This is a genomic window from Enterobacter sp. T1-1, from assembly GCF_000710795.1.
Taxonomy (GTDB): domain Bacteria; phylum Pseudomonadota; class Gammaproteobacteria; order Enterobacterales; family Enterobacteriaceae; genus Enterobacter; species Enterobacter cloacae.
Window position 1 is genome coordinate 1 of record NZ_JALW01000006.1, and the last position, 20186, is coordinate 20186.

Annotated in this window: 22 protein-coding genes and 1 pseudogene; 2 read left to right on the forward strand and 21 right to left on the reverse strand. The window is 52.7% G+C overall.

What is annotated here, in order from left to right; translation table 11 throughout:
- Nucleotides 1-542: pseudogene (locus AK59_RS0103505) on the reverse strand (phage tail protein); the annotation flags it as partial.
- A 126-nt stretch (nucleotides 543-668) separates the two neighbouring features.
- Here AK59_RS0103505 and AK59_RS0103510 point away from each other — a divergent pair.
- A complete protein-coding gene (locus AK59_RS0103510; RefSeq protein ID WP_029882036.1) occupies nucleotides 669-1031 on the forward strand; it encodes a hypothetical protein in 363 nt (120 codons plus the stop codon).
- Here the strand turns inward: AK59_RS0103510 and AK59_RS0103515 are convergent.
- The 7 genes from AK59_RS0103515 to AK59_RS0103550 all read right to left on the reverse strand — a co-directional run bounded on the left by AK59_RS0103515 (nucleotide 996) and on the right by AK59_RS0103550 (nucleotide 8763).
- Nucleotides 996-1637, reverse strand: a complete 642-nt coding sequence (locus AK59_RS0103515) for a hypothetical protein (RefSeq protein WP_020689232.1) — start codon at nucleotides 1635-1637, stop codon at nucleotides 996-998. The genes AK59_RS0103510 and AK59_RS0103515 overlap by 36 nt on opposite strands.
- Before the next feature lie 292 nt (nucleotides 1638-1929).
- A complete protein-coding gene (locus AK59_RS0103525) occupies nucleotides 1930-5466 on the reverse strand; it encodes a host specificity protein J (protein WP_029882038.1) in 3537 nt (1178 codons plus the stop codon).
- Nucleotides 5467-5519: 53 nt separating this feature from the next.
- On the reverse strand, nucleotides 5520-6236 hold the full coding sequence (locus tag AK59_RS0103530) for a YnfC family lipoprotein (protein ID WP_029882039.1): 717 nt from the start codon (nucleotides 6234-6236) through the stop codon (nucleotides 5520-5522).
- 53 nt (nucleotides 6237-6289) lie between these two features.
- On the reverse strand, nucleotides 6290-6919 hold the full coding sequence (locus AK59_RS0103535) for a tail assembly protein (protein WP_029882040.1): 630 nt from the start codon (nucleotides 6917-6919) through the stop codon (nucleotides 6290-6292).
- Between the two features lie 32 nt (nucleotides 6920-6951).
- Entirely contained in the window at nucleotides 6952-7662 is a 711-nt protein-coding gene (locus tag AK59_RS0103540; RefSeq protein ID WP_029882041.1) for a C40 family peptidase, read from the reverse strand.
- Between the two features lies 1 nt (nucleotide 7663).
- Entirely contained in the window at nucleotides 7664-8419 is a 756-nt protein-coding gene (locus tag AK59_RS0103545) for a phage minor tail protein L (RefSeq protein ID WP_029882042.1), read from the reverse strand.
- On the reverse strand, nucleotides 8416-8763 hold the full coding sequence (locus AK59_RS0103550; RefSeq protein WP_029882043.1) for a phage tail protein: 348 nt from the start codon (nucleotides 8761-8763) through the stop codon (nucleotides 8416-8418). The genes AK59_RS0103545 and AK59_RS0103550 overlap by 4 nt, the downstream gene beginning before the upstream one ends.
- Nucleotides 8764-9028: 265 nt before the next feature.
- Between AK59_RS0103550 and AK59_RS0103555 the strand changes: the two genes are divergently transcribed.
- Nucleotides 9029-9379: a hypothetical protein gene (locus AK59_RS0103555; RefSeq protein ID WP_029882044.1), complete on the forward strand. Its 351-nt coding sequence runs from the start codon at nucleotides 9029-9031 to the stop codon at nucleotides 9377-9379.
- Nucleotides 9380-9399: 20 nt separating this feature from the next.
- Here the strand turns inward: AK59_RS0103555 and AK59_RS0103560 are convergent, their stop codons facing one another.
- From AK59_RS0103560 to AK59_RS0103615, 13 genes are all read right to left on the reverse strand, one after another.
- A complete protein-coding gene (locus tag AK59_RS0103560) occupies nucleotides 9400-12312 on the reverse strand; it encodes a phage tail tape measure protein (RefSeq protein ID WP_029882045.1) in 2913 nt (970 codons plus the stop codon).
- Nucleotides 12309-12623: a DUF1799 domain-containing protein gene (locus AK59_RS01000000123555; RefSeq protein WP_032618388.1), complete on the reverse strand. Its 315-nt coding sequence runs from the start codon at nucleotides 12621-12623 to the stop codon at nucleotides 12309-12311. The genes AK59_RS0103560 and AK59_RS01000000123555 overlap by 4 nt, the downstream gene beginning before the upstream one ends.
- Entirely contained in the window at nucleotides 12620-12931 is a 312-nt protein-coding gene (locus tag AK59_RS0103570) for a phage tail assembly chaperone (protein ID WP_023344275.1), read from the reverse strand. Before AK59_RS0103570 ends, AK59_RS01000000123555 begins: the two co-directional genes overlap by 4 nt.
- Nucleotides 12932-12996: 65 nt before the next feature.
- A complete protein-coding gene (locus tag AK59_RS0103575) occupies nucleotides 12997-13668 on the reverse strand; it encodes a phage tail protein (protein WP_029882047.1) in 672 nt (223 codons plus the stop codon).
- 69 nt (nucleotides 13669-13737) lie between these two features.
- Nucleotides 13738-14148 (reverse strand): DUF4128 domain-containing protein, encoded by a 411-nt coding sequence (locus AK59_RS0103580; protein ID WP_029882048.1) that lies wholly within the window; start codon nucleotides 14146-14148, stop codon nucleotides 13738-13740.
- Nucleotides 14145-14729, reverse strand: coding sequence for a hypothetical protein (locus tag AK59_RS0103585; protein WP_029882049.1), 585 nt, complete (start codon nucleotides 14727-14729; stop codon nucleotides 14145-14147). Before AK59_RS0103585 ends, AK59_RS0103580 begins: the two co-directional genes overlap by 4 nt.
- 1 nt (nucleotide 14730) lies before the next feature.
- Complete coding sequence (locus tag AK59_RS0103590) at nucleotides 14731-15081, reverse strand: hypothetical protein (RefSeq protein WP_029882050.1); 351 nt, start codon at nucleotides 15079-15081, stop codon at nucleotides 14731-14733.
- A gap of 1 nt (nucleotide 15082) precedes the next feature.
- Complete coding sequence (locus tag AK59_RS0103595; RefSeq protein WP_029882051.1) at nucleotides 15083-15565, reverse strand: DnaT-like ssDNA-binding protein; 483 nt, start codon at nucleotides 15563-15565, stop codon at nucleotides 15083-15085.
- Nucleotides 15566-15601: 36 nt separating this feature from the next.
- Nucleotides 15602-15958: an Ig-like domain-containing protein gene (locus AK59_RS1000000125425; protein WP_197028012.1), complete on the reverse strand. Its 357-nt coding sequence runs from the start codon at nucleotides 15956-15958 to the stop codon at nucleotides 15602-15604.
- The gene (locus AK59_RS0103600; protein WP_029882052.1) at nucleotides 15883-16836 is read right to left on the reverse strand and encodes a major capsid protein; all 954 of its coding nucleotides are present in this window, start codon (nucleotides 16834-16836) and stop codon (nucleotides 15883-15885) included. The genes AK59_RS1000000125425 and AK59_RS0103600 overlap by 76 nt, the downstream gene beginning before the upstream one ends.
- Nucleotides 16837-16847: 11 nt before the next feature.
- Entirely contained in the window at nucleotides 16848-17618 is a 771-nt protein-coding gene (locus AK59_RS0103605; protein WP_029882053.1) for a hypothetical protein, read from the reverse strand.
- A gap of 80 nt (nucleotides 17619-17698) precedes the next feature.
- The gene (locus tag AK59_RS0103610; RefSeq protein WP_029882054.1) at nucleotides 17699-18796 is read right to left on the reverse strand and encodes a phage minor head protein; all 1098 of its coding nucleotides are present in this window, start codon (nucleotides 18794-18796) and stop codon (nucleotides 17699-17701) included.
- Nucleotide 18797: 1 nt separating this feature from the next.
- Nucleotides 18798-20186 carry a DUF4055 domain-containing protein gene (locus tag AK59_RS0103615; RefSeq protein ID WP_029882055.1) on the reverse strand — a complete coding sequence of 463 codons (1389 nt, stop codon included), beginning with the start codon at nucleotides 20184-20186 and terminating at the stop codon, nucleotides 18798-18800.

Genomic DNA, 20186 nt, shown 5'->3' on the forward strand with positions numbered 1-20186 from the left:
ACTCCCACCTGCATAACATTCCCTGCCGCAGTTCCGACATCCTTTGTCGCACTACTTCCCAAACCGAGGTTTGTGCGAACGTCTGCAGCGTTCGTTGCCCCGGTCCCGCCCTGGTCAATCGGGAGAGCACCGTTGGGCCCTTTCTGCGCCAGCTTACCGATGCCGGGGATAGTCACGGGGGTGCCGTTAATAGTTACCGTTATGCTCTGGTTTGCTGAGGTAGTAGCGAACGTCTCCCATGCGCCAATATTCTCGTCATACTCTTTAATGAGCTGAGACATGGCCTGCGCCAGCCCATCGACCGAGATATTGTCTGATACCAGAATGCCGTACTTCTGGCCGCTCAGCGCCGGTGATGCAGCAGGCGTTACCGTCATTGACGTGGCGCTGTTCACGGATGAAATCTGGAACATCTGAACCGGGTTAGATATGACAATAATCGTCTGGCCAGCGCGGACCTGGCTGGCGGGTGCTGTCCAGTTAGTTCCGGAGCCGGTTGCGGTATTTCCATTAACAGCGATTGTGCCAGTGTTATAAAGCATGAACTACCTCACGATAATAACGATCGTTTGGAACGATCAATATTGTAAAATTGATCGCTCATATCAATCTGACTATTTTTTAAACTTAAATAAAATGGATATTCCCGCTCTTACAGGAATGTAGAAATGAAACGATTATTTGCTGCAGCACTTTTGCTGCTGGCTGGCTGTGCCGATAAACACACAGATTACGCATTTAAAATGGATTATCCGGTGGATGCAGCGCGTCTTTCCCTTGGTGGCGATATTCACGTGAATATCGACTGCGCCACGAGGGAAATGAAGATTATTTCAGACAGCAGCAATGGAATATTCAGCCGCCATGTTAATAAACGTCTGAGTAATATTTGCTATAAAAAAACCGATAAACTCGATGTCGTTTATCGCTTCAACGCTGCGAAGGGAGTCAGGCAAGATATGATTGCCACGCAGTATCCACGTGTCCCGCCTGTTTCAAATACCGACAAACTGAGCGACAGGGATTCTTAATCCGCGCCCCTGCATCGTCTGGCTCCAGCTGCGCTGATTTTTAGAAATATACCTCCCCTGCAGCTGTGAGCCCGTCCACTTCAGCACTATCCCTGAATAACCGACCACCTCCCCGTCATCGCTGAGATTTCCGGGGCAGTTGTTTACCAGAATCCACGGGTTAAAACTGAGGCTCACAGATAGTGTGTTGTTCTGCAGATCATAGTTCGCCGGCACGTCAAAGAACCCGACAACGCGGGGCATTTTTGAGGCTGAAGCCGCGCTCCAGATGAGATTTCCGGCACTGTCGAAGACATCCAGATACCCGCTTTGAATTCCAATGTTACGCGCAGTGCGGATCATGCTCCCCGCGTTATCTTCAAGCAGGTCCGCACCAGGCATCCCGTATCTGTTTGCGCCAAGCTGCAGCCACCTTAATCTCCCGTCATTCCAGAATGCCTGCGGAGTGAATCCCAGGGTGCTGCCATTCCCAAATGGACTGTCTACCTGGTAAAAACCCTTGTTGTTCACTGCGCCGAGCGTACGCTGGTCATAAAAAAGGGTGGACCTGTTTTGCGAGTCCACCAGTAATTTTCCATCGCTGTTGTAAACTTCGAATCCGCTCATTGAAAGTTATACACCTCCACATTGAGTGTGATCGCAGGACTGCCGGTTGAGGGCAAATAATAAGCTGTAAAACCGCCATTATAGGCGCGGCAGTGGTATTCGTTGACAGTGACGCCTGTCGACACAATTGATATGAATGAGCCATCCTGGGTTGTCCCGGCGAAGGAAACGTTTTTCGACGTTTCCCCCGCAGCGAATGTTACCGAGGTGCTTCCGATATACCGGATGGCATAATCACTCAAATCAACCGCTATCCGCCCTGCACTGTCCCAGCATTGCAACCCCTGTGGCATTACCATAACCCCATTCTGACACGCAGCACATTATTGCTGTCATAGATACGAATGAGAGTGCTGGTTATCAGCATCCTCCCGCCCCCGGCCACGCCGTTAATTTCGAACGTCCCTCCCTTATCAAGCTTCCAGCCTGCAGAACCAGCCACATAGTTATTCGACTGGATATAGTTGCCGATTTTGGCGTTCTCAATGGTGCCGTCCTGGATGAAGCTGGCCCGGATGAATGTCTGCCCGTTCTGGATCACGAACGGCAAAGCCACGCTATTTCCGGCTGCCGTGGTGACGGCGAAGCGGTCAGCCAGGAAGATAACCTGCGACTGCATGCCGGATGGCGTATTCTCCACGCCGATACCCATCCCCGCGGCGTAATACTGCCCGTTGCTGGAGACACCAACCTTTATGTTGTACATCGCGCTGAGGTCGCCATTAACGTTGGCTATCGCCTGAGCGTTAGTGGTGATGGCGGAGGTATGCCCGTTCACGGTCGCCGTAATGCCGTTTATCTGCGTGGCCGTAGTCTGCTGATAGTCGGAGAACGTCTGATTCAGGCTGTTGATGGATGCCTTGTTGCCGTTAACGTCCGTCTGCAGGCTCAGCAGCGAGCGCGCCGTTGCCTCCCTGTCGTTGACAATCACTTCATCAATGCGGTCCAGATTCGCGCTGTTGCCGGCGACCGATGCAGAAAGGGTTTTACGCGTGGCCACCTGAGCGAGGTTGGCCTGGATTATCGCAATTGCAGAGTTCTTCACCCCGCCCGTCATGCCGTCCATAGACACGCTGATGCTGTCGATTCGCTGACCCAGCGCGGTATCAGCCGTCGCCACGGTCTGCTCAAGCTCTGAAAGAGAGGACGACACATCACCGACTGTGCTCGAAAGCTCATTAACGCTGGTCTGAACCTGCCCGATTTCCTGCGCGTTTTTGGCGATTTCCTGCGCCTGCAGCTCAAGTTCATCGTTGGCCTGTTTGATGTCGTCAGCCATACCAGCAATTTTTTCGTTGGTATCAACGGCATTCTCGATCAGGTCCTTGAAGGTATCCGAGTCTTTAATTTCCTCCAGGATCACATCGGTGATGTCGGACACGTCGATGCTGGCCTGACCGCGCACCCATTCTGTGTAACCTGATTCGTTGCCGCTGCGGTCCACCAGTTGCGCTCGATACCAGAAAATCTGCCCAGCCTTAAGGCCCATCTGCTGATATTTGCGCTGTGGGTAAGGTACATCGGCCAGCAGCATCGCATCGTCTTCGGTACCGGTCAGGCTGTACTGAATTTCCGTCTTCAGCGTGTCGTCGGTATTCGCCGGGAATCCCCAGTTCAGCTCGATACCGAACACCACATTTTCAGAAGCGATGAAGCCAACCGGCTTCGGTGGATTGCCCACTTTACCGGTCAGCGTTTTCTCTTCTGAATAGCCCCATCCGGACGAGATTTCTGCGGCATTGATTGCGCGTACGCGCACCAGGTAGCGCCCGGCATAAATCCCGGGGACGTCGAATGACGTGGTGGAGTTGCGCGGCACGTTAACCCAGTTCCCGTCGTTTCGGCGCCATTGCGCTTCATAGGCGATAGCGTTCAGCGCCTGGTCCCAGCTCACGCGCATCGTTTCGACGCTGATATTTTGCTGCACCACAGAAAACGAGCTGATCACTATGTTCGCAGGCGGCGACTGGTTGCCCGGCGGGATCACGCTCACCGGCCGCTGGTCAATGATGGCTCCGGTATCAATGCGATCGAATTTATCCGGATCGTGATTTGCACCGACGATTGTGAACGTGCCGTCATTATTATCAGTTACCGTAATAACGCGATACTGCTGTGCGTAGAGCTCATCAGACTCAATGACCCATACGGCCTCAGCTACAGGCGTTTCGCTGTAAGCGGTCGTAACGGTCACTTTATTGCCCGTAATCGACTGAATGGTGCGTGACTGAGAAACACCCGATGGAAGATTGACAATCATCCTGTCGGCTGCCGAAGCATCCGGCGCCCTGTCCAGCGTCAGCACGCGACCATTCACCGCAGAGATACGGCCACCCAGGTCGCGCCCGGAGAGATTTCGGTCCGCTACAGCGATTACATATCCAGGCTGCGGAATGTTGCCATCTTCCCCTACATTGAAAGTAACAACGCGATCTTTATTGTTGGTGAGGATCCCCCATCGCCCTTTCCGATTCGCTTCTGACTGACGGGTACAGCCGATCGCAGTTATCTCAAGTTGATTAAACCCATAACGCGCAACCAACGCCTGCTCAAAAACAGGCTCCATCGCATCAGAATAAGCGTTATCAGGATCAGACCAAGACACCAGCGCATTGGTGTAACGGTTCTTTGTGGTGCTGCTGGAATAGGTAAAGCGCCCATCAATAACGTTCGCATGCGTGTATGTAAAATCAACATCTCTCGGCATGTCCGCCAGCGCCACAATCTGGTCGTCGCCCCAGTAGGTCATCCCACGGAATATGGCAGCAAAATCACGCAGGACCGTATAAGCGTCGTTGCGTTCCTGAATGTAGACGTTGCAGGTATAACGTGGTTCGGTACCACTTCCGCCTTTGCCATCCGGTACCATTTGATCGCAATACTGCGCAACCTGGTAGAGCGTCCATTTATCTATGTTGGCCGTTGTAAGACGATCCCCAAGTCCGAAACGGTCGCTAACCACCAGGTCGTAGAAAATCCATGCAGGGTTATCGGTCCAGGCCCATTTAAATGTCCCAGCCCACGTACCGCTATAAGTGCGGGTTTCGGGGTCGTAAGTATCCGGTACGCGGATAACGCGGCCGCGGGGCTCGCAGGCGATCTGCGGGATAGAGCCGTTAAACTGGCTGGAATCGAATTCGATATAAAGCAGCGCTGTGTTTGGATAGCGTAATTTGGCGTCAATTACCTCGGTGAAGCTCTGCAGCATCATCGTGTCGCCGATTTTCGCGCTGTTGGCATCAGACGTAATCTTACGGAGTCGGATTGTCCAGGTGCTGCCAGCCTGAGGTAAATCAATACGGTGGCTGCGCTCGTAACCTGACGTCGTTTTGCCGGTCACGCTGGTATTGAGTACTGTCTGCCATGTGCCGCCGTCCGTCTGCAGGTCAATCGCATAATTAACCAAGTAACCGACCAGATCGCCGTCGTCCTCCTGCTTGAAAAGCGAAGGCCATTTCAGGCGCAGGCGAACAGCTGAAAGCTGCGTATTGGTAAACGTGCGCGTCCACGCTGTAGCGCTCGATACCTCAGTTCCCACATTGATTTCGTTTTCGGTACCGGGTATGCCCTGAATATATTTTTGCGCCTGAGTTCCCGCGCGAAATTCCCACGTAACGCCGCTGAAGTTTTGAGAGCCGTCAGCATTCTCCAGAGCCGTTCCGTCAAGGTAGATATCTTTCGCCGTCAGCTGCCCTGCAAATTCCCCCTCTCCTAGTGCAACGAGGATTTTTGCCTTTGCTACAGATTGCAGATCATCAGGCTGTTCGGTAGGGGTTCGGGAACTTGAGCTGCCGCCCTTGCGGCCTTTAATAGCGGTTGCTAAAGCCATATTGCGCCCATAAAAAAAGCCACCCAGAGGTGGCTTTTTGAAATGTGTTTAATCTAGTAGAATTCAACTTTCGTATTCGCTGCCATTAATACTGGCTTCGGCACAGGATTCCCTGCGCTCTGCATTGTTACTTTACATATTTCAGGAACAAGCTTTTCGCTATAATGACAAGTATTCGTTGCTGTATAACCTTCCGAGTAAACTGATGTGTTTATAATTTTATAATCAAGAGGCTTCCTGTCTTTATCAACATAAGATATTTCGTTTTTAGATAGGATCTTTCCAGAGCCATAAAACTCAGAACGTATCAAATTAGAATCATCATCATAGAAATGCTCAGATATCTTTTTACCCAAATAATATGTATCTTTAATTAATCCATTCGAGTAAAGACTATATCGTAACTCGTCACCATTTTCATTTTTACTCAAAATATTACATTTTTCATCGAGCTGTATAGAGAAAGGCTTACCATCTCTCTGACCAACAAGACTTCCATTGCTATTTTTTAGAATGGTTTCATGTCCAGAGGAAACGTTATCAAGATCTAAGCTTTCAACACACCCATTCTTATCCAGTCTGATGGCAATTTTATAAGTGACTTTCCCATTTTCTTCTACATCAGTATCCAAGGATTTGACAGCTCCTTTAACTGGATTGAAATCAAACATAGTAGATAAATTATAGAGGAGAGGTATGTAATGGTTCTCAGCCAAAGCCATGCCTGAAAATAAAGAAGTACAAAGGAAAAGAATAGATGTTTTTTTCATTTTTGAATCTAAGCTCAAGTCACCCCATATTAAGTAAGCCCATTACAGCATGCTTACTGCTGATCTTCAACATAGATACCGGCGGAGATGATCGCGCCACCAATACGGCGCCGACCGTACAAGAGTGGTACCGGATTGCCCTGAGCTGTCGTATTTGTTACCCCACCAAAGGCGTAGCTGGCTTGGTTATCCGCAGATTGCTTACTGGCGAGCCCGGTTGTCTGTGGAGAAAGCATCTGGACTACGCCGCCGATTGCCATTGATGCCCCAATACCCGCCACGGCGCCCCATCCACCAGCGAAAGCGGTACCACCAATCCCGATCGCGGCCCCTCCCGTAACGAACGCAGCAACAGCGACAAGGGCAACCCCGAGGATTGTCTGAAACACCCCGGCTCGCTTACTGCCGATGATCACCGCCGCGATGCGGATTTCCTCTGTGCTCCTGTCCATACTGAGCTCATCGTTTAAGAGGTTTCGTTTCCCGCTGAATACCGCATAAGTTAAACCTCGTTGCTTACTGGTATTCAGGAAACGCTCAAAGCCCGGCACGATAACGCTCAGAGCGCGGATGGCCTCTTTTGGTGAAGCTACTGATAAACGATATTCACGCCCGAATGTGGCACCTAGCACGCCGTACAATCGAATTGTGCGGACCGGCTCAGCATTGAGTAATGCAACCATTTTTCCTCCATAAAAACTGTCACAGGCAGTTATCAGAAACAGTCTTTAAAGCGCAGTATTTTCATTGTGCGCTCACGCCAGTAGCCGCCATACGGCACGCGCTGGCTCAGATGCCCATAAAGGTGATGCAGTAGCATGTTGCCTTCCAGCAGAATTCCCGCATGGTTCCACTTGTCAGCCTGAACCTGCATGATCACCATATCGCCAGGTTTTGGCGGCCCGTCGAATTCACGGAATCCGCACTCATACCAGCAATCCTGATAGAAGTTGTCCGGATAGTCGTTTTCCCACCAGGGATAATCGACCCGGTAATCGTGAAGCTCTATCCCGTACGTTTGCCGGTAATAGCTCATCACCAGCCCCCAGCAGTCAAAGTGACCAAGCACAAACGGACGCTCGAGCAACGGCAGTTCTCCACGCGGCTGGATGGTCCGTAAATCCCCCTCCGGCCAGCTCACGATATGCCAGGGTAAAAGGGTTGCATCGCATTGCGCTTTATCCAGTTCGCTCGGTTGCGTCGAGGCATCAGGGTGACTGTGAGCGATAGCTATGACCTTCCCCCAGTCCTCAGCAGCTGCATAGTCTTCGGGGCAAAGGACAAAATTGTCCTCCGGCGCCGCGGCAAGATTCCGGCACGGGAAATAACGTTCAACACGGCTTTTTTGCGCCACCACGCCGCAACACTCACGAGGATACTCGGCTGCAGCATGGGCCATAATCGCATCGATGGTTTTCTGACGCATATCAGCTCCTGATCAAAGACGTGCCCGGAAAACCACCGAACGGCAGTTCGTTGCCGTCTCCATGCCGGAGCTTACAGGCCGTAAGCGTGCCGTTGCATTCGTCCAGAGAGGGGTCACTCACCGGGTTGTTGTTTTTATCGAAAAAGCGGGTTCCGGCATAGTCGCAGCCGTCGCCGGTGCGATATTTATTCCGGATACACCATGTACACAGAGAATGAAGTTGACGTGTAGGGATCATCTTTCCCTGTAACGACATCGGGCTATCGAGTACAAATTCGATACTTTCGCCCGGAATTTCGCTGCTTTTACTATCGATGTAAAAAACTCGTTTTCTGACCTGTTGCGGATCAGCTGTTGGGTTACCTGCTGGGAAGTTCTTCGCATCGAGATAGTGCGAATAAGTGTCATGGATAGTGACTTTCGCCTGTAGCATATCGTCATAAGCAAGGCACAGCGCTGTAATCTTGCTTTCGATATCTGCAACCGTCAGCGTTGGCTGGGCACTGTTGCCGTCTGTGGAGACTTCAAGCCCTTCAATTTGATACGGCCAGGCGGCATATTCTTCCCCCTGCCACCAGATGCTTTTCGCCTGCAGCTTTGATTCATCACCACCAGCGGCGGCGATTTCTTCTTCCGTGTGCGGGAGGTTGTACGCGTGAAATCGCAGTACATCATCCACGCCGAAAGTAGAGCCATCAACTTCGATAAGCCGGACTTTGTTTCCGGGCTCAAGGCTTTGATAGTCTGCTGTGATCATGGTGCGTACGCCTGTTTGAATGTTGCGGAAATGGTCAGAACGTTGCTGGATAAGGGCTGTGAGTTGATTGATTCGGCCTCAATCCGGTAGAGCCCAGTTTCGCCAACTGGCGATGTCCAGATGAATGATTTGGTGACGTGAGAACGAAAGAACTTCAGGGCCTGAAGCATGTCCGCCTTTTTCCCTGTGAGTGTGACAGGCCATGACTGTTTTTCAGGGTTAATGCCTTCCCCGGCGATCTGCTCATAGCCGTCGCCAAAGGTTGCAGAGCGCGTTTTAAGGCTGAACGACCCTTCCATTCCCGCCTGTATCTGTGTTCGCCAGGTGAATGTTTCGATTGCCAACTTTCCTCCGGGTATAAAAACCCGCCGAAGCGGGCTTAGTTTGGGTTAGCTTGAATGTGAGATTGCCTTCTGCCAGGCGTGATGCTATAGCTGAACGAGCCTAAACAACGGACATTATATAGATTCAGCTATAATCCAAATGCTTGAGGAAGCTAAATATGGAAAGCACTCACCAAATGATCCATTCGGTGACAAACTAAGACATGTGATTGATAAAACTATTGATGGTGTTATTAAATAATACTGATGAGTTAATGAGGCTTCTATGACAATTAGCGCAGAAAAATTACGTGACGGTTGCCAATGGTTATCAAGAGAGCTAACGCGACTTGAGCAACTAAATCGACCTTTAACAATCGATGAGTTCTACTCATGGTCAGAGCAGGAAAATTTTATTGGTACCATTTTTGAAAAATATCGACATCACATTATCGGCCTAGAGATGCTCGACCCAAAAAGTGATTATTGCAAAAAAGACATACTTGGCTTTATTGAGAATGCACTTGCCAGACATACAAATGTCATAACAAGTGGGACTTATGGCGTTGTTGACAATGCTTATTTACTGGCTATCAATGTGCTTTTCGCGATTTCACGCGAAGCAGACCAAATTTGAAATTTAGCCCACTTAGTGGGCTATCGAGACTTTGTCGCATTCCATATCAGACCTCCAGGCTGGAGCTGTTTGGCAATCCCTGCACGTACTGACTGGTCAATGGTCTGTTTATAAGCCCGAGAAATAGCATCATTATTACCGGAAGTCTGCTGCTGAGAGTTCTTGCTTTGAACTACTACAGACGTTTGAACTGAAACGCCACCAGCTGCATTGGATTGCAGCCCATACATTGGAGCAGTGCCAACATAGCCGCCGTTTGCATACCCCTGAGCTCCACGCATAAGCGCATAGAGATTGCCCACACCCAATGCACTGGTCGCTTCCTTCGTAAATACAAACTCACCGCCGTGTACCACACCTTTCGGTTGGTACTTACCCCCATCTCCCGTGTAGCCGCCTCCATCAAAACCGGGGACCAAACCACCACCTGAAAAACCAAAGAACGCGCCGATACCGGTTCCACCAAAGGCTGACTTCATTCCATTAACCAGAGCCAGTTGCGTCAGCATCTGGGCGATGCCCATCATGAAGGTAGTCAAGAAATCTGAGAAGTTAGATTTACCAGTAGTAAAAAAGTCGGTGAGCGTGCTGGCCATCCCGGTGAACGCATTGCTGGTAATCGTCTGCACCTGCGAGTAAACATTGGTCGCGCTGTCCTCAAACTCAGCCCAGCCCTTTTTCGCGCCGGTCAGCCAGTCGCCACGTAACCGGTCCTCTGCCTCATAGTAATCATTCGCCGCTTTAAGCTGCTTATGATATCCCTCGTCGTCAAGCGTGCCGCCGGAGTTGATCCAGCCAGAGGAAAGCTGGCTCTTTGCCAGCTCACGTTGTGCCTGACGGTCGCTCATCCCGGCACCGTTCACTAATGCAGCCTGCTTCTCTGCCATCTGTGTGATGTATTTCTGCGAGGTATCCATGCGCTTGTTCAGCTGTTCCTGTGCGGTAATCTGATCACCTAACAGGGCTTTCTGCCGTGCCAACTGAAGCACCTGGTCTTTACTCGCCAGCAGGGATTTCTCCTGCTTTGTCAGTGAACGTGAACGCGAGGCCTCCTCCAGCACCTGAAATTTCGCTTCAGTCGTCCACAGATCTTTGCGCTGCTGGCTGATAGTGTCGTTCAGCCCTTTATGCTGCTGCAGGGCGCGTAATTGTGCCTGAAGCGCCAGCAGTTCGGCCTGGGCAGCATCCGTGCTGCGATCGCCAGCCGATAATGTGCCCTGCTTTCCGGTTTTGGTCTTTTTGCCAAAAGCAGCGACTCCTTCCCGATCCTTCTGGGTGGTTGCGGTACTTATCTTTCTGGTCGTATCGAGGTATTTACCTGCACTGATATCAGCCGCATCCCAGTCTTTTTTCAGCTGAGAGATGCTGTCGCCATAAGCACCGGCCATTTTTTCGTTGTAGTCCTGCCATCCCTGCAAAGTATCTGTTTTCGCCCAGTCGGGAACGAGGTTAATAGCGGCAGCGATAGAGGAAGAAATGATCTGGTTCAGCTTCTGGAAAACGATCGCAACGCTGTAATAAATTGCGTTGAATTCCTTCAGTGTGTTTGATGCCAGTTCAGCTACCCACTGACCGATGCTCTGCATGGCCTCAGACGCCCAGCCCTTGATATCCAGCCACAGGCGACCAAACGGTGTCAGCGAGTCGTAAGCCTGCTCCCCACGTTTTGCCATCGTATCGCCAAACAGGTCCATAGCCTGCGTAACGGCCGCGGTCTGGTCCTTTTGCTTTATCAGATCGTCAACATGCTTAAGTTGTGAAACGGTCAGGAAATTATATTGTTCGTTGAGACTCTGCAGCGCTTTAACAGGGTCTTTTTCGATGTCCTTATAGGCTTTGGTGATGTCCTGCGCCGAGACTATACCGGTCTGAACCGCCAGCGCCGTAGAGACAGCTGCTTTTTCAAGTTGCTGCTGTGTCAGCGATCCCATGCCAACCAGCTCAGTCATCAGACTCTGAACGGTTCCTACAGTAGCGCCAGTAGAGGCAGCAATAGACTGGGAGGAAGCCATGATCTGGAGCGCTGACGTGCCGGCAATGTTGCCAGTCCTGATAATGGCCTTGTTGATTTCGTCATAGGCGGTGAAGTAGTCCGATCCCGCTTTGGCCGCAACCAGTACAGCACCGGCCAGGCCGCCAATTGCCACTCGGGCAGGGGTCACCATCGACAACATCGCATTCAGCGCATTGCCTACACCGCCAAACGAGTCACGTAGCTGACCGCCCTGCTGAATAGCAACCATATAAACCGGCATACCGGAAGCCAGTGAGGTCACAATGTCGGTAATTTGCATCGGGAGATAACGCATAGCATTGCGGTATTGCCCCGCGCTGATAGCCCCAGACTTCCACGCTTCCTCCTGCTCTTTCAGCTTTGCGATCATTGGTGCAGCACGATCGGATACGCCGAGTTGGGCAGCTTTTAGCTCTAACAGTTCTGCGCGCGTTTTTCCGATTGCTGTGACCTGCTCCTCCAGCGAATCGATAAAGGTTTTACCCGCCGCAGCTGCCCGCTGCGCTGCCTGAGCCTGTTCAATGCGAGCCCGTCCCTCTGCGGTTTCAGACTCCATGACCTGTGCCAGTTTTGCCCGCGTCGTCTCAAGCACGCTGTTGTAACGAGTAAAATCCTCGTCTCCCACCAGCCCTTTACCGCGAAATTTCGCCAGGCTCTCCTGGATAGTGTCCAGTTCATCCAGCGCCTTGTTTACCGGGCTGATCTTATTCAGCAGGTTCTGCAGTTCCTGACGCTGCTGCTTCAGGCTTTCGCTGTTTTTCTTCTGGTTATCGATACCGGTGCGGAACGTGCTGTTCAGGTCATCCGCTTTACCTGCCGCGGCGGACGCGGTCTCCTGAAAGCGATCCAGTGCCTGGTTACCGCGATCCAGCTCACTGGTATTTACGCGCAGGGAAATCGTGGCGATGTCGTTACTCATTCCGCCCTCTCTTTATGCATAACTTTTAGTGCGGCGCTCTCCATGATTCGGATGTCCGAAAGCGCGGTTGCCTCGTCCTCGACGTGATGCAGGCGCATTACCCAGGGCAGCACGTTGTAATCAAGCCCTGATGCACCTCCCATGCCCGTGCGCCACTGCGTACTGACAGCCTGAAACACCAGGAATGAAGGCCATACATCTGGCCAGACGTCGATGTATTGATCGTCGTAGTCATCCGGCGTAAGCCCATAGGGCGCCAGGTCTGCCGCTGTGGGTTCAGGCGTATAGAATGCAGAGGCAACCGCTATCAGTTTTTTTCGCGCTGCCCCATCAGTTCGCGATAGTAGGTTTCAGGGATAGCCTTCATTGCCGCCGGATAGTTTTCCAGCAGTACCGACAGATTCTCCGCGTTGAACGCATCGGGAAGTGCCCAACCAGAAATGATTTCCATCAGAAAATCAGTGGCGGTTTTGCCTTCGAGTTTTTCCAGGTCAGCCAGTTCTTTAAGCGGCTTGTGATTAAACGTGAACGTCAGCACGCCATCCTCATCCCCGGCACGGGGAATCGAGACATTGGCCTTAAAAGTAGGTTTGGGCTGAAGAGTGAATTTGGTCGCCATTGATACCTCTTACGAAAAAAATGCCTCCGCAAAGGGAGGCAAAGAATAATGAAAGTTTTGACGGGTCAGGCGGCAGCGTCGGTCAACTTATAGAACGTCATCGCCGGTGACTGCAGGTTCAGCACCACGCTCACTGTCTCTACCTCGTTAACCGCTGTGGTCGGCGTGTCATCAAAGGATACCGTGGCCGCCCAGTACCGATTTTCCTTCGCCTTTGGCACGTACATGTACGCTGCAACTGTCTCTTCATCTTCATCCAATTCGCGCAGTAGTGGATAAACCGGGAGAGTTGAGTCATGTGCAATCGAGTAGGTCTGAGAGACAGCAGATTTATAGGTATTCAGGTTGCGCTGGCGGTCATCGCTGAGGAACTGAATCTGCGTTGTGTTCTGATCGCCACCGGATTTAGAAAGCTCAGTGATTTGCGGCAACTCGGTCCATTCAAGCACCTTGCGGATCGAACCGGTACCGCCACCAGCTGCATATTTGTTTTTGTTGGTGGTATTGATGTTGCGAAGAGTTACAGCATTCTCCGCAATCGCATCGATTTTCGCGATAACGTTATCAATACCCGACCAGTTGCAGTTCACGTGAACGATATCGCCGACCGCTATATCGTCTGCGGCGCTAACTGTGATCACCGCGTGCTCAGCATTCGTCGCGCCGGTGAAAGTAATAGCCGGGCCGTAGCCCGATGCCAGATAGACATGAGCGCCGTTAGGCAATGCAAAGCCCATAATGGTTACTCCTTTAGAAACGGGAAAACCGGCTCAAGGCCGGTCACTTGTGGGACATCACGGAGGGAATCAGTTGATAATGTCTGCCCGATAATTCAGGCTGACAGGAACGGAGTAGGACACAGGTGTAGGGACGCCGCGGAATATGCCAGGCGCGCTGCTAATCCAGCAGGTAAAGTCTTTGCCTGCAATTTCCAGCCCCTCGGGGAACAATTCCGCTACTCTGCCCGCCAGGGCAACGACGGAGGTACGGCCGGAGCCGGCTGGCGCCACGACATTAATCTGGTACACGCCAGAATAAGTCCGGCAGCGCAAGCCGAGATCGATTGTTCGCGGCGTAACGGGCATATCGTGAACGGCCAGGTACATCTCGTTAGCAGGAGGTGTAAACGGCACGTTCTCCCATGCAACCGAAATGCCCTCAGCATCGGCCCAGATACCCAGTCTGGCGGCCAGTGCAGATGCAATATCAGGAATCACTTAGTCAACTCCCTGACAGCTTCCTCAAAGAAGCGTTGAAACTCAGCTGCAGTTATGCGGACCATGCCGCCCGGAGCCTGTGTGGAATGCCCCATTTCAAGCGCGTAGGCATAGGGCACGTTGTTGCAGAAATAAATGGCCTCCATCCCGACTTTGAAGAGCGACAGCGTGTAGTTCCCGGCCGCTTTTGTCAGATCACCTGTCTTATCAACCCGGCCTGTCTCGTCAGTTGTTGGCGCATCAAAGGACACCTGCCAGTTACCGCGAAAGCGTCCGCCCGTATACCCCGGCGGTGCTTTGATATCCATCCCATCCACCACCCGGGCTTTTTTCTTCAGTCGCCCGGTTTTGGTCAGGTTATCGGGATCGGCCCGCTGCGCCTCGTTGTGATCGTAAACAGCGCGATTATAGGAAACGGCTGTCTGGTTAACTTCCCACAACTCCGGGTTGCCCACTGGGGACATCATCACCAGCTGGTTAAGTATTTTTATGCCGACGGCGCGCACCACTGCTTCCTGATTCGTTTTCGCCTTGTTAACGAAAGCCGTGATTTCAGCCATGAAAGCCGCGTTCTCGCCCATGTTAAGCCCTCAGCTGCGCTTTGTAGCAGAGTACCAGCGAGGCAGGTTTTGCCGGGTTGGGTTTGATAACCCTTTGGGCTGTGCCATCAATATCGACTACGTCGCCGATTTTAATTTCCTGCTCTGCGGTAAAGACGATTCGAACATCACCGTTTACGATGACTGTTCCGTCTATCTCACCGGGTGCGTATTCCGTTTTAACGCCGATCGCAGTGAACTGAACATCATCCGTTTTACGCTCGACTCCACCGATAACCGTTACTGAACCCTTGCGGGTTACGTTGTACGTCGCGCCGTTCTGCCTGAGCATGCGGGTCGTTCTGGCCTGCATACGTTGATAATCAATCGCCATATCAGACCCTCTCTGCAAATGCATTAATGGCGTAACCACGACCACCAGCAAGGTCGCCCAGCAGCGCCATGACAGCAGGATAGGACGGCGTGAAGACTTCACCATCTGCGACCGCATAGGTCATGGTGACAGCACCTTCCACACGTTCAGTTTTCACAGCGGCTTCGCGCACGCTGGAGAGTAACTCGCCGTCGATTGCCTCTACCGCCAGCATGCACTGTGCGGTTATAACCTGCCGTGGAACTTCATCCGGCGGGAAATCATGTTCATCCAGAACGACATTCACGCGTGGCCATGCCAGAGCCTGTCTCGGGTCAGCTTTTGAGCCAACCCAGTCCAGACCTTCCAGGTAATCCATGGCCTTAATCAACAAAGGTGTGAGCTTGTCAGGCAGTTCAATGCCGCGTATTTCCGCAAATGAGGCAAGATCCTCTTCACTGGCGTAGCTGTTGGCATCAGGAGAGGTGATATCGGTATTGACCATCGAATCATCCTGTTTATGGGGCTTTCGCCCCATTCGTTATTCCCCGGAAGGAGCAGTGAAGGTGATCTCTTCAGTGGTTTTCGCCACTCCATCTACAGTACCGGTTACCGTGAAGGTTCCAGCTGCGTCTGATGTGAGTTTCACCGTTGCACCACCAGCTGTTTCAGTCTGAGAACTGGCCGTGCTAAGCGCGCCACCTGTGGACGTCCACGCGACGGTTTTACCGGATACACCGGAGCCATTCAGCGTGTACTTCAGAGAAACAGTTACCGCGTCTGTGCTGTCAGCGGTTGCGGAGGTTTTATCCGCTGACAGTGTTACTCCCCCACCGCGGATTCCAGTTTGATCAGCACGCCTGCCGTAGATTTGTTGCTGGTGAAGTGTTTCTTCCAGTTGCCCGCAGTGCCGATGGCGGTCAGGTCAGGGTTATCACCTTTGGCGGTATCCCAGCTGTAGCCCAGCAGATCAACGTTCACCACGCCTTCAGCACGATAGCCAACCGCAAGGTTTTCCTGATCGTTGATATCGTAGGAACGAAAACCCGGCGCCTGAGACTCGGTGACGGTAACCGCACCAGCTACCAGCCCAAGGATCGCATCAGCGTCCATGGTGTCGGTCACCAGCACAGGTTTACCCAGCGTGCCTGGCTGGCCACCGTAGACCACCACTCCCGCTTCTTCGTAGATTTTGTTGGCGATCGCCTCATCCACGATGTCGAAGTAGGTAGCGGAGTGCATAACGAAGAGCACAACACGGTTGAACTTGTCGCCGTACTTACGCAGACCGCGCGTCAGGGTCTTCTTACCGTCAGTTTCAATGTCGGCTGTTACGACCATGTCGGCGTTGGCGCCAATAGCAGCCGTCAGCGCCTTCAGACCGTATTTCACGTAGCCTTCCAGCGTCGCGTCAGCCACATCAGTGCCGATCACTTCGGAGAACTCGTCAACCGAGCGGCCGCGGCGTTTGAACGCTTCTTCAGTCGTTTCGTATGGACCGTATTTCCACGGCGCTTTGACGGAAACTGCTTCGCCGGCGCCAATCTTCTTACCCGTCACTTTTTCGGTGGAGTTAACGTCACGCGATTCGATAGAGCCGCCAACCTTGTAGAAGGCACGCTTGCGGAAGTCGCCTTCAATCAGCTCGTTATCCAGCAGGATCGCGCCGTTGGAGGACGCGTTGAAAATAGCCAGGTTGTCCTGGCGGCGCTCGAGGAAAGCGGTCTGCGCCAGGTCGTCATAAATAATCAGGTCACTATTAACAGTGGTAGGCATGGGTTAATCCCTTATTTCGGAAGTTTGAGGAAGGCCTGCTGGCCATGCTTGCGGATGTAGTCCGCTTTGTCGCTGGCGCTCATTTCGGAACGTTTCAGGCTGCCACCGCCGTTTGGTTTGTGTCCGCCCGCGCCAGTACCTTCTGCGCGAGGGAACAGATGCGGAGCCGTCTCCTTGAGAGATTCCGCCCACTCAAGCGGGCTTAGTGGGGTTTTGCCGTCTTTGCCGAAAAGAACATCGCCATTTGTATCAACCGCTACGGCCTCGCCTTCGTCGTTGAGCTGGAATGTGCCTTTGGCACGCAGAATGAGATCGTCGGATGCTTCCGGCAGCGCGCCAGCTTTTGAGGCTGCTGCACGGATTGCATCGCCCAGAACTCGATCCCGGAATTTGTTGGAGAACGCTTCAGCTTTGTCGGCGCGTTCATTTGCGGCTTTAATCTGCTTATCAACGTCAGCACGCAGACGCTCGGTGCGCTTATCGAGCACCTCATCAATTTTCCCGGCGGCAATCAGCTTTGCCTCTTCGTCGTCGGAAAAACGCTGGAGGATCCCGCGCACTGCATCAGGGTCGATACCATCGAAGCGAGACAGGTTTTCTTTTTGCTGCTTAATGGTTCCCAGCAGCTCAGAGTTTTTCGATTTCAGGCCAGTGACTTCGCTGGTCACGCGCTCATCTATCAGCTTCTGGATTTCTGGCGTGATTTCGATACCACCGCCACCGCTGCCCTCGCCGCCGCTTTCTGGTGCATAGAATTTCAGAAGCATGTTTCGAATTAACATAATTTCCCCTCGGGATTTTGCCGGGCCTCGCCCATAAAAAAGCCCCGGCGGATGCCAGGGCGTGGAGTAAGATGTGATTGTTAGTTGTCTGTGCCTGAGAGCTGCTTCAGACGTTCCAGGCTGATCCATTCGCCTTTGTCAGTGAACATATCAGCCAGGTCGATTTCACCCGCGCGGAACAAACGGCCACGCTCGGCACCCAGAACCTGATCCTGGCGTTGTGCCGGCTGGCGCGCGAGCCATTCCAGATATGATGTTTTCCCCGGTACCTGTCCATCCATGCTGGCACGAGTCCCCTCGTCCATCTCGTCGATATCGATGCCGAGTTCGCGCCACGTCTTGAGGATCAGGGTTTCAGTAGAACGACAGCAAAAATGGATTTTCCCGGGTCCCTGCAGGTAAGGCACCTTATGCCCGACCGGTTTGTTATCCAGGGTGTAGCGCAGCAGATCACGAATAATGCAGTCGTGGCTGGTTTTATTGTCCAGCGTAGACAGCCACTGTTTGCCTTTCACGATATCGCTGTTGGCACTGGTGAAGCTGTTGCGTGCTGTGGCAGCCAGATGATTCACGGCTGTTTTAGCGATGCTGGCGGCGTTTGCCCTGCTCATCTGCAGCGCGCCGTCGCGATAATCTTTACTGGCGTGGCCGCGAACACTGCGCGCGATTGTTTCTACCGTGTCGCCGGCAAGATACCCCCTGCGGACGGCGTTCACGATACGTGCCAGCCTGTCCGATTCCAGATTATCTGCCCACTCACTCAGCAGCCGCCCCTGAAAGGGCTGCGCCATCGCCGCGGCATACACCATATCGGCGGTGATGCCCTGCAGCGGATAGTGAGACAGGACCTGTGATGGCAGAAGGGAATCGAACAGGCTCAGCTGAAAACTGGCTTCGTTCTTTGCCAGCGCCACCAGCTCACTCTCGAGCCCTGCCTGCATGGTAGCTACAGCCTGATGATTAAGCTCGCGTACGCTGCCCAGTAAACTCTGCAGACGGCTAACGGTGAAGCTCTCAGGAGGCAATCTGTCCAGCGCATCCAGTAGACGTGCCGACAGGTCAGCATCCGTCTCGTTAAGCAACTTCACCATCCGGTTTGCCACGCCGGTGGCGTAGCGGCTTAACCAGATGGAATGTGCAATTGATTCATCGCGCAAGCTTTCGTTTACTGTTGCCATATCAGCCACCGGTCAATGTGGGGGCTTGGTTGCGAATTGCATCAATCACTTCGTCCGGGCTGTCTGCCGGGTCGATAAGGTCAAGCTTCTGCAGTGCGCGAATCATATCGCTGTCGCGCAGCGCACCGGACTGCCAAGCGTTGACGATTGCCGTCACCATGCCCGACTCAGCAACCTTCGCGATGAATTCCTGATTGATGGTGTAGCTCGTCGATTCCCCCTTAATGCCGAGGTATTTCGCACACCATCCCAGCGCCAGCGTATAGGCCTCAGAAACGTTTGAAACGCAGATACCGAGCACGGATGTTGATGATGTCTGCTCACCACTCGCCTGGGTTGCCGTCTTCGCCGTGGCGTTCTGCTCAATCAGTCGGGCACCCAGCTGCACCATGTAATCGCGCTTGCTGTCCATGGCCTCTTTAGCCAGCATGTTCGGCTGCGCCTGGGCATAGCCAAACGAGCCCTCCCTGGGAAGTAAAAGCGGTGATCGGGAACCAATTTTCACGCCCTTCTTCTCGAGGTGGTCGCGCCAGTTGATATCGAGCCCGGTCATATACGGCTGTACCTGGCCACAGAACCACACGCTGTCCTCATAGTCAGCGCTGTTTCGATAATGGCCGTGGTTTATCTCCACCAGCGCAGCCAGCGGTGAATCATCAATGGTAGGATCGTTGTTTTGGGCACCGACAAAGGTGAACGGGATTTCGTCCCAGTAGTCCTTTCCTTTCGGCTTAGGATGGTACTCACTGTCAACAGTGTAGGTTCCGCTTGCAGTGCCACCAGCCCGGCGCCATACCCGGCAGATGAACCGCCCTTCTTCCAACGCCAGCTCGCGGTACTGGATTTCATCCTTGTAAGCGTAACCATCCGGCTCTTCAACGCATTCGCGCAGAACCACAAGCACCAACTGATCGCGTCCGTTAATTCGCTTTGTTCGCCAGTTGATAATGTTCTCTGCCGGATAGCGGAGGATGATCGCCTCATCGGATGCTTCTGCGTAATCGACATAAAGCCCCTCTCGAGCAACTTCAAGCACGTTCTCAGACACCAGCTGTGACTGCTGATAGATGCTGGTACCGGCCCCGTCAGCATTGTCCAAAAGGTATTTCAGCTTTTCAGGACCGTTAAACGTGGGGTCCTTGCGATATGCCATCCCAAGCATGCCGATCTTCGTATTGCCGGCAATGGCATAGAACACAGCGCGGCTCAGATAGTCCTCATTACGCTTTTTATTGCGTAATGATTTATCGGTTGGGTCGAGATACGGCAGATACTTATTACCTGCCGCTTTTACGGCCTCGGCCCCTTTGCAAAAGTCCCTGTATTTCCGCCAGGCAGCAGAAGCCGCCCGGTGTTCTGGTCGAACCCAGGTGATGTCGTCGTTTGCCAT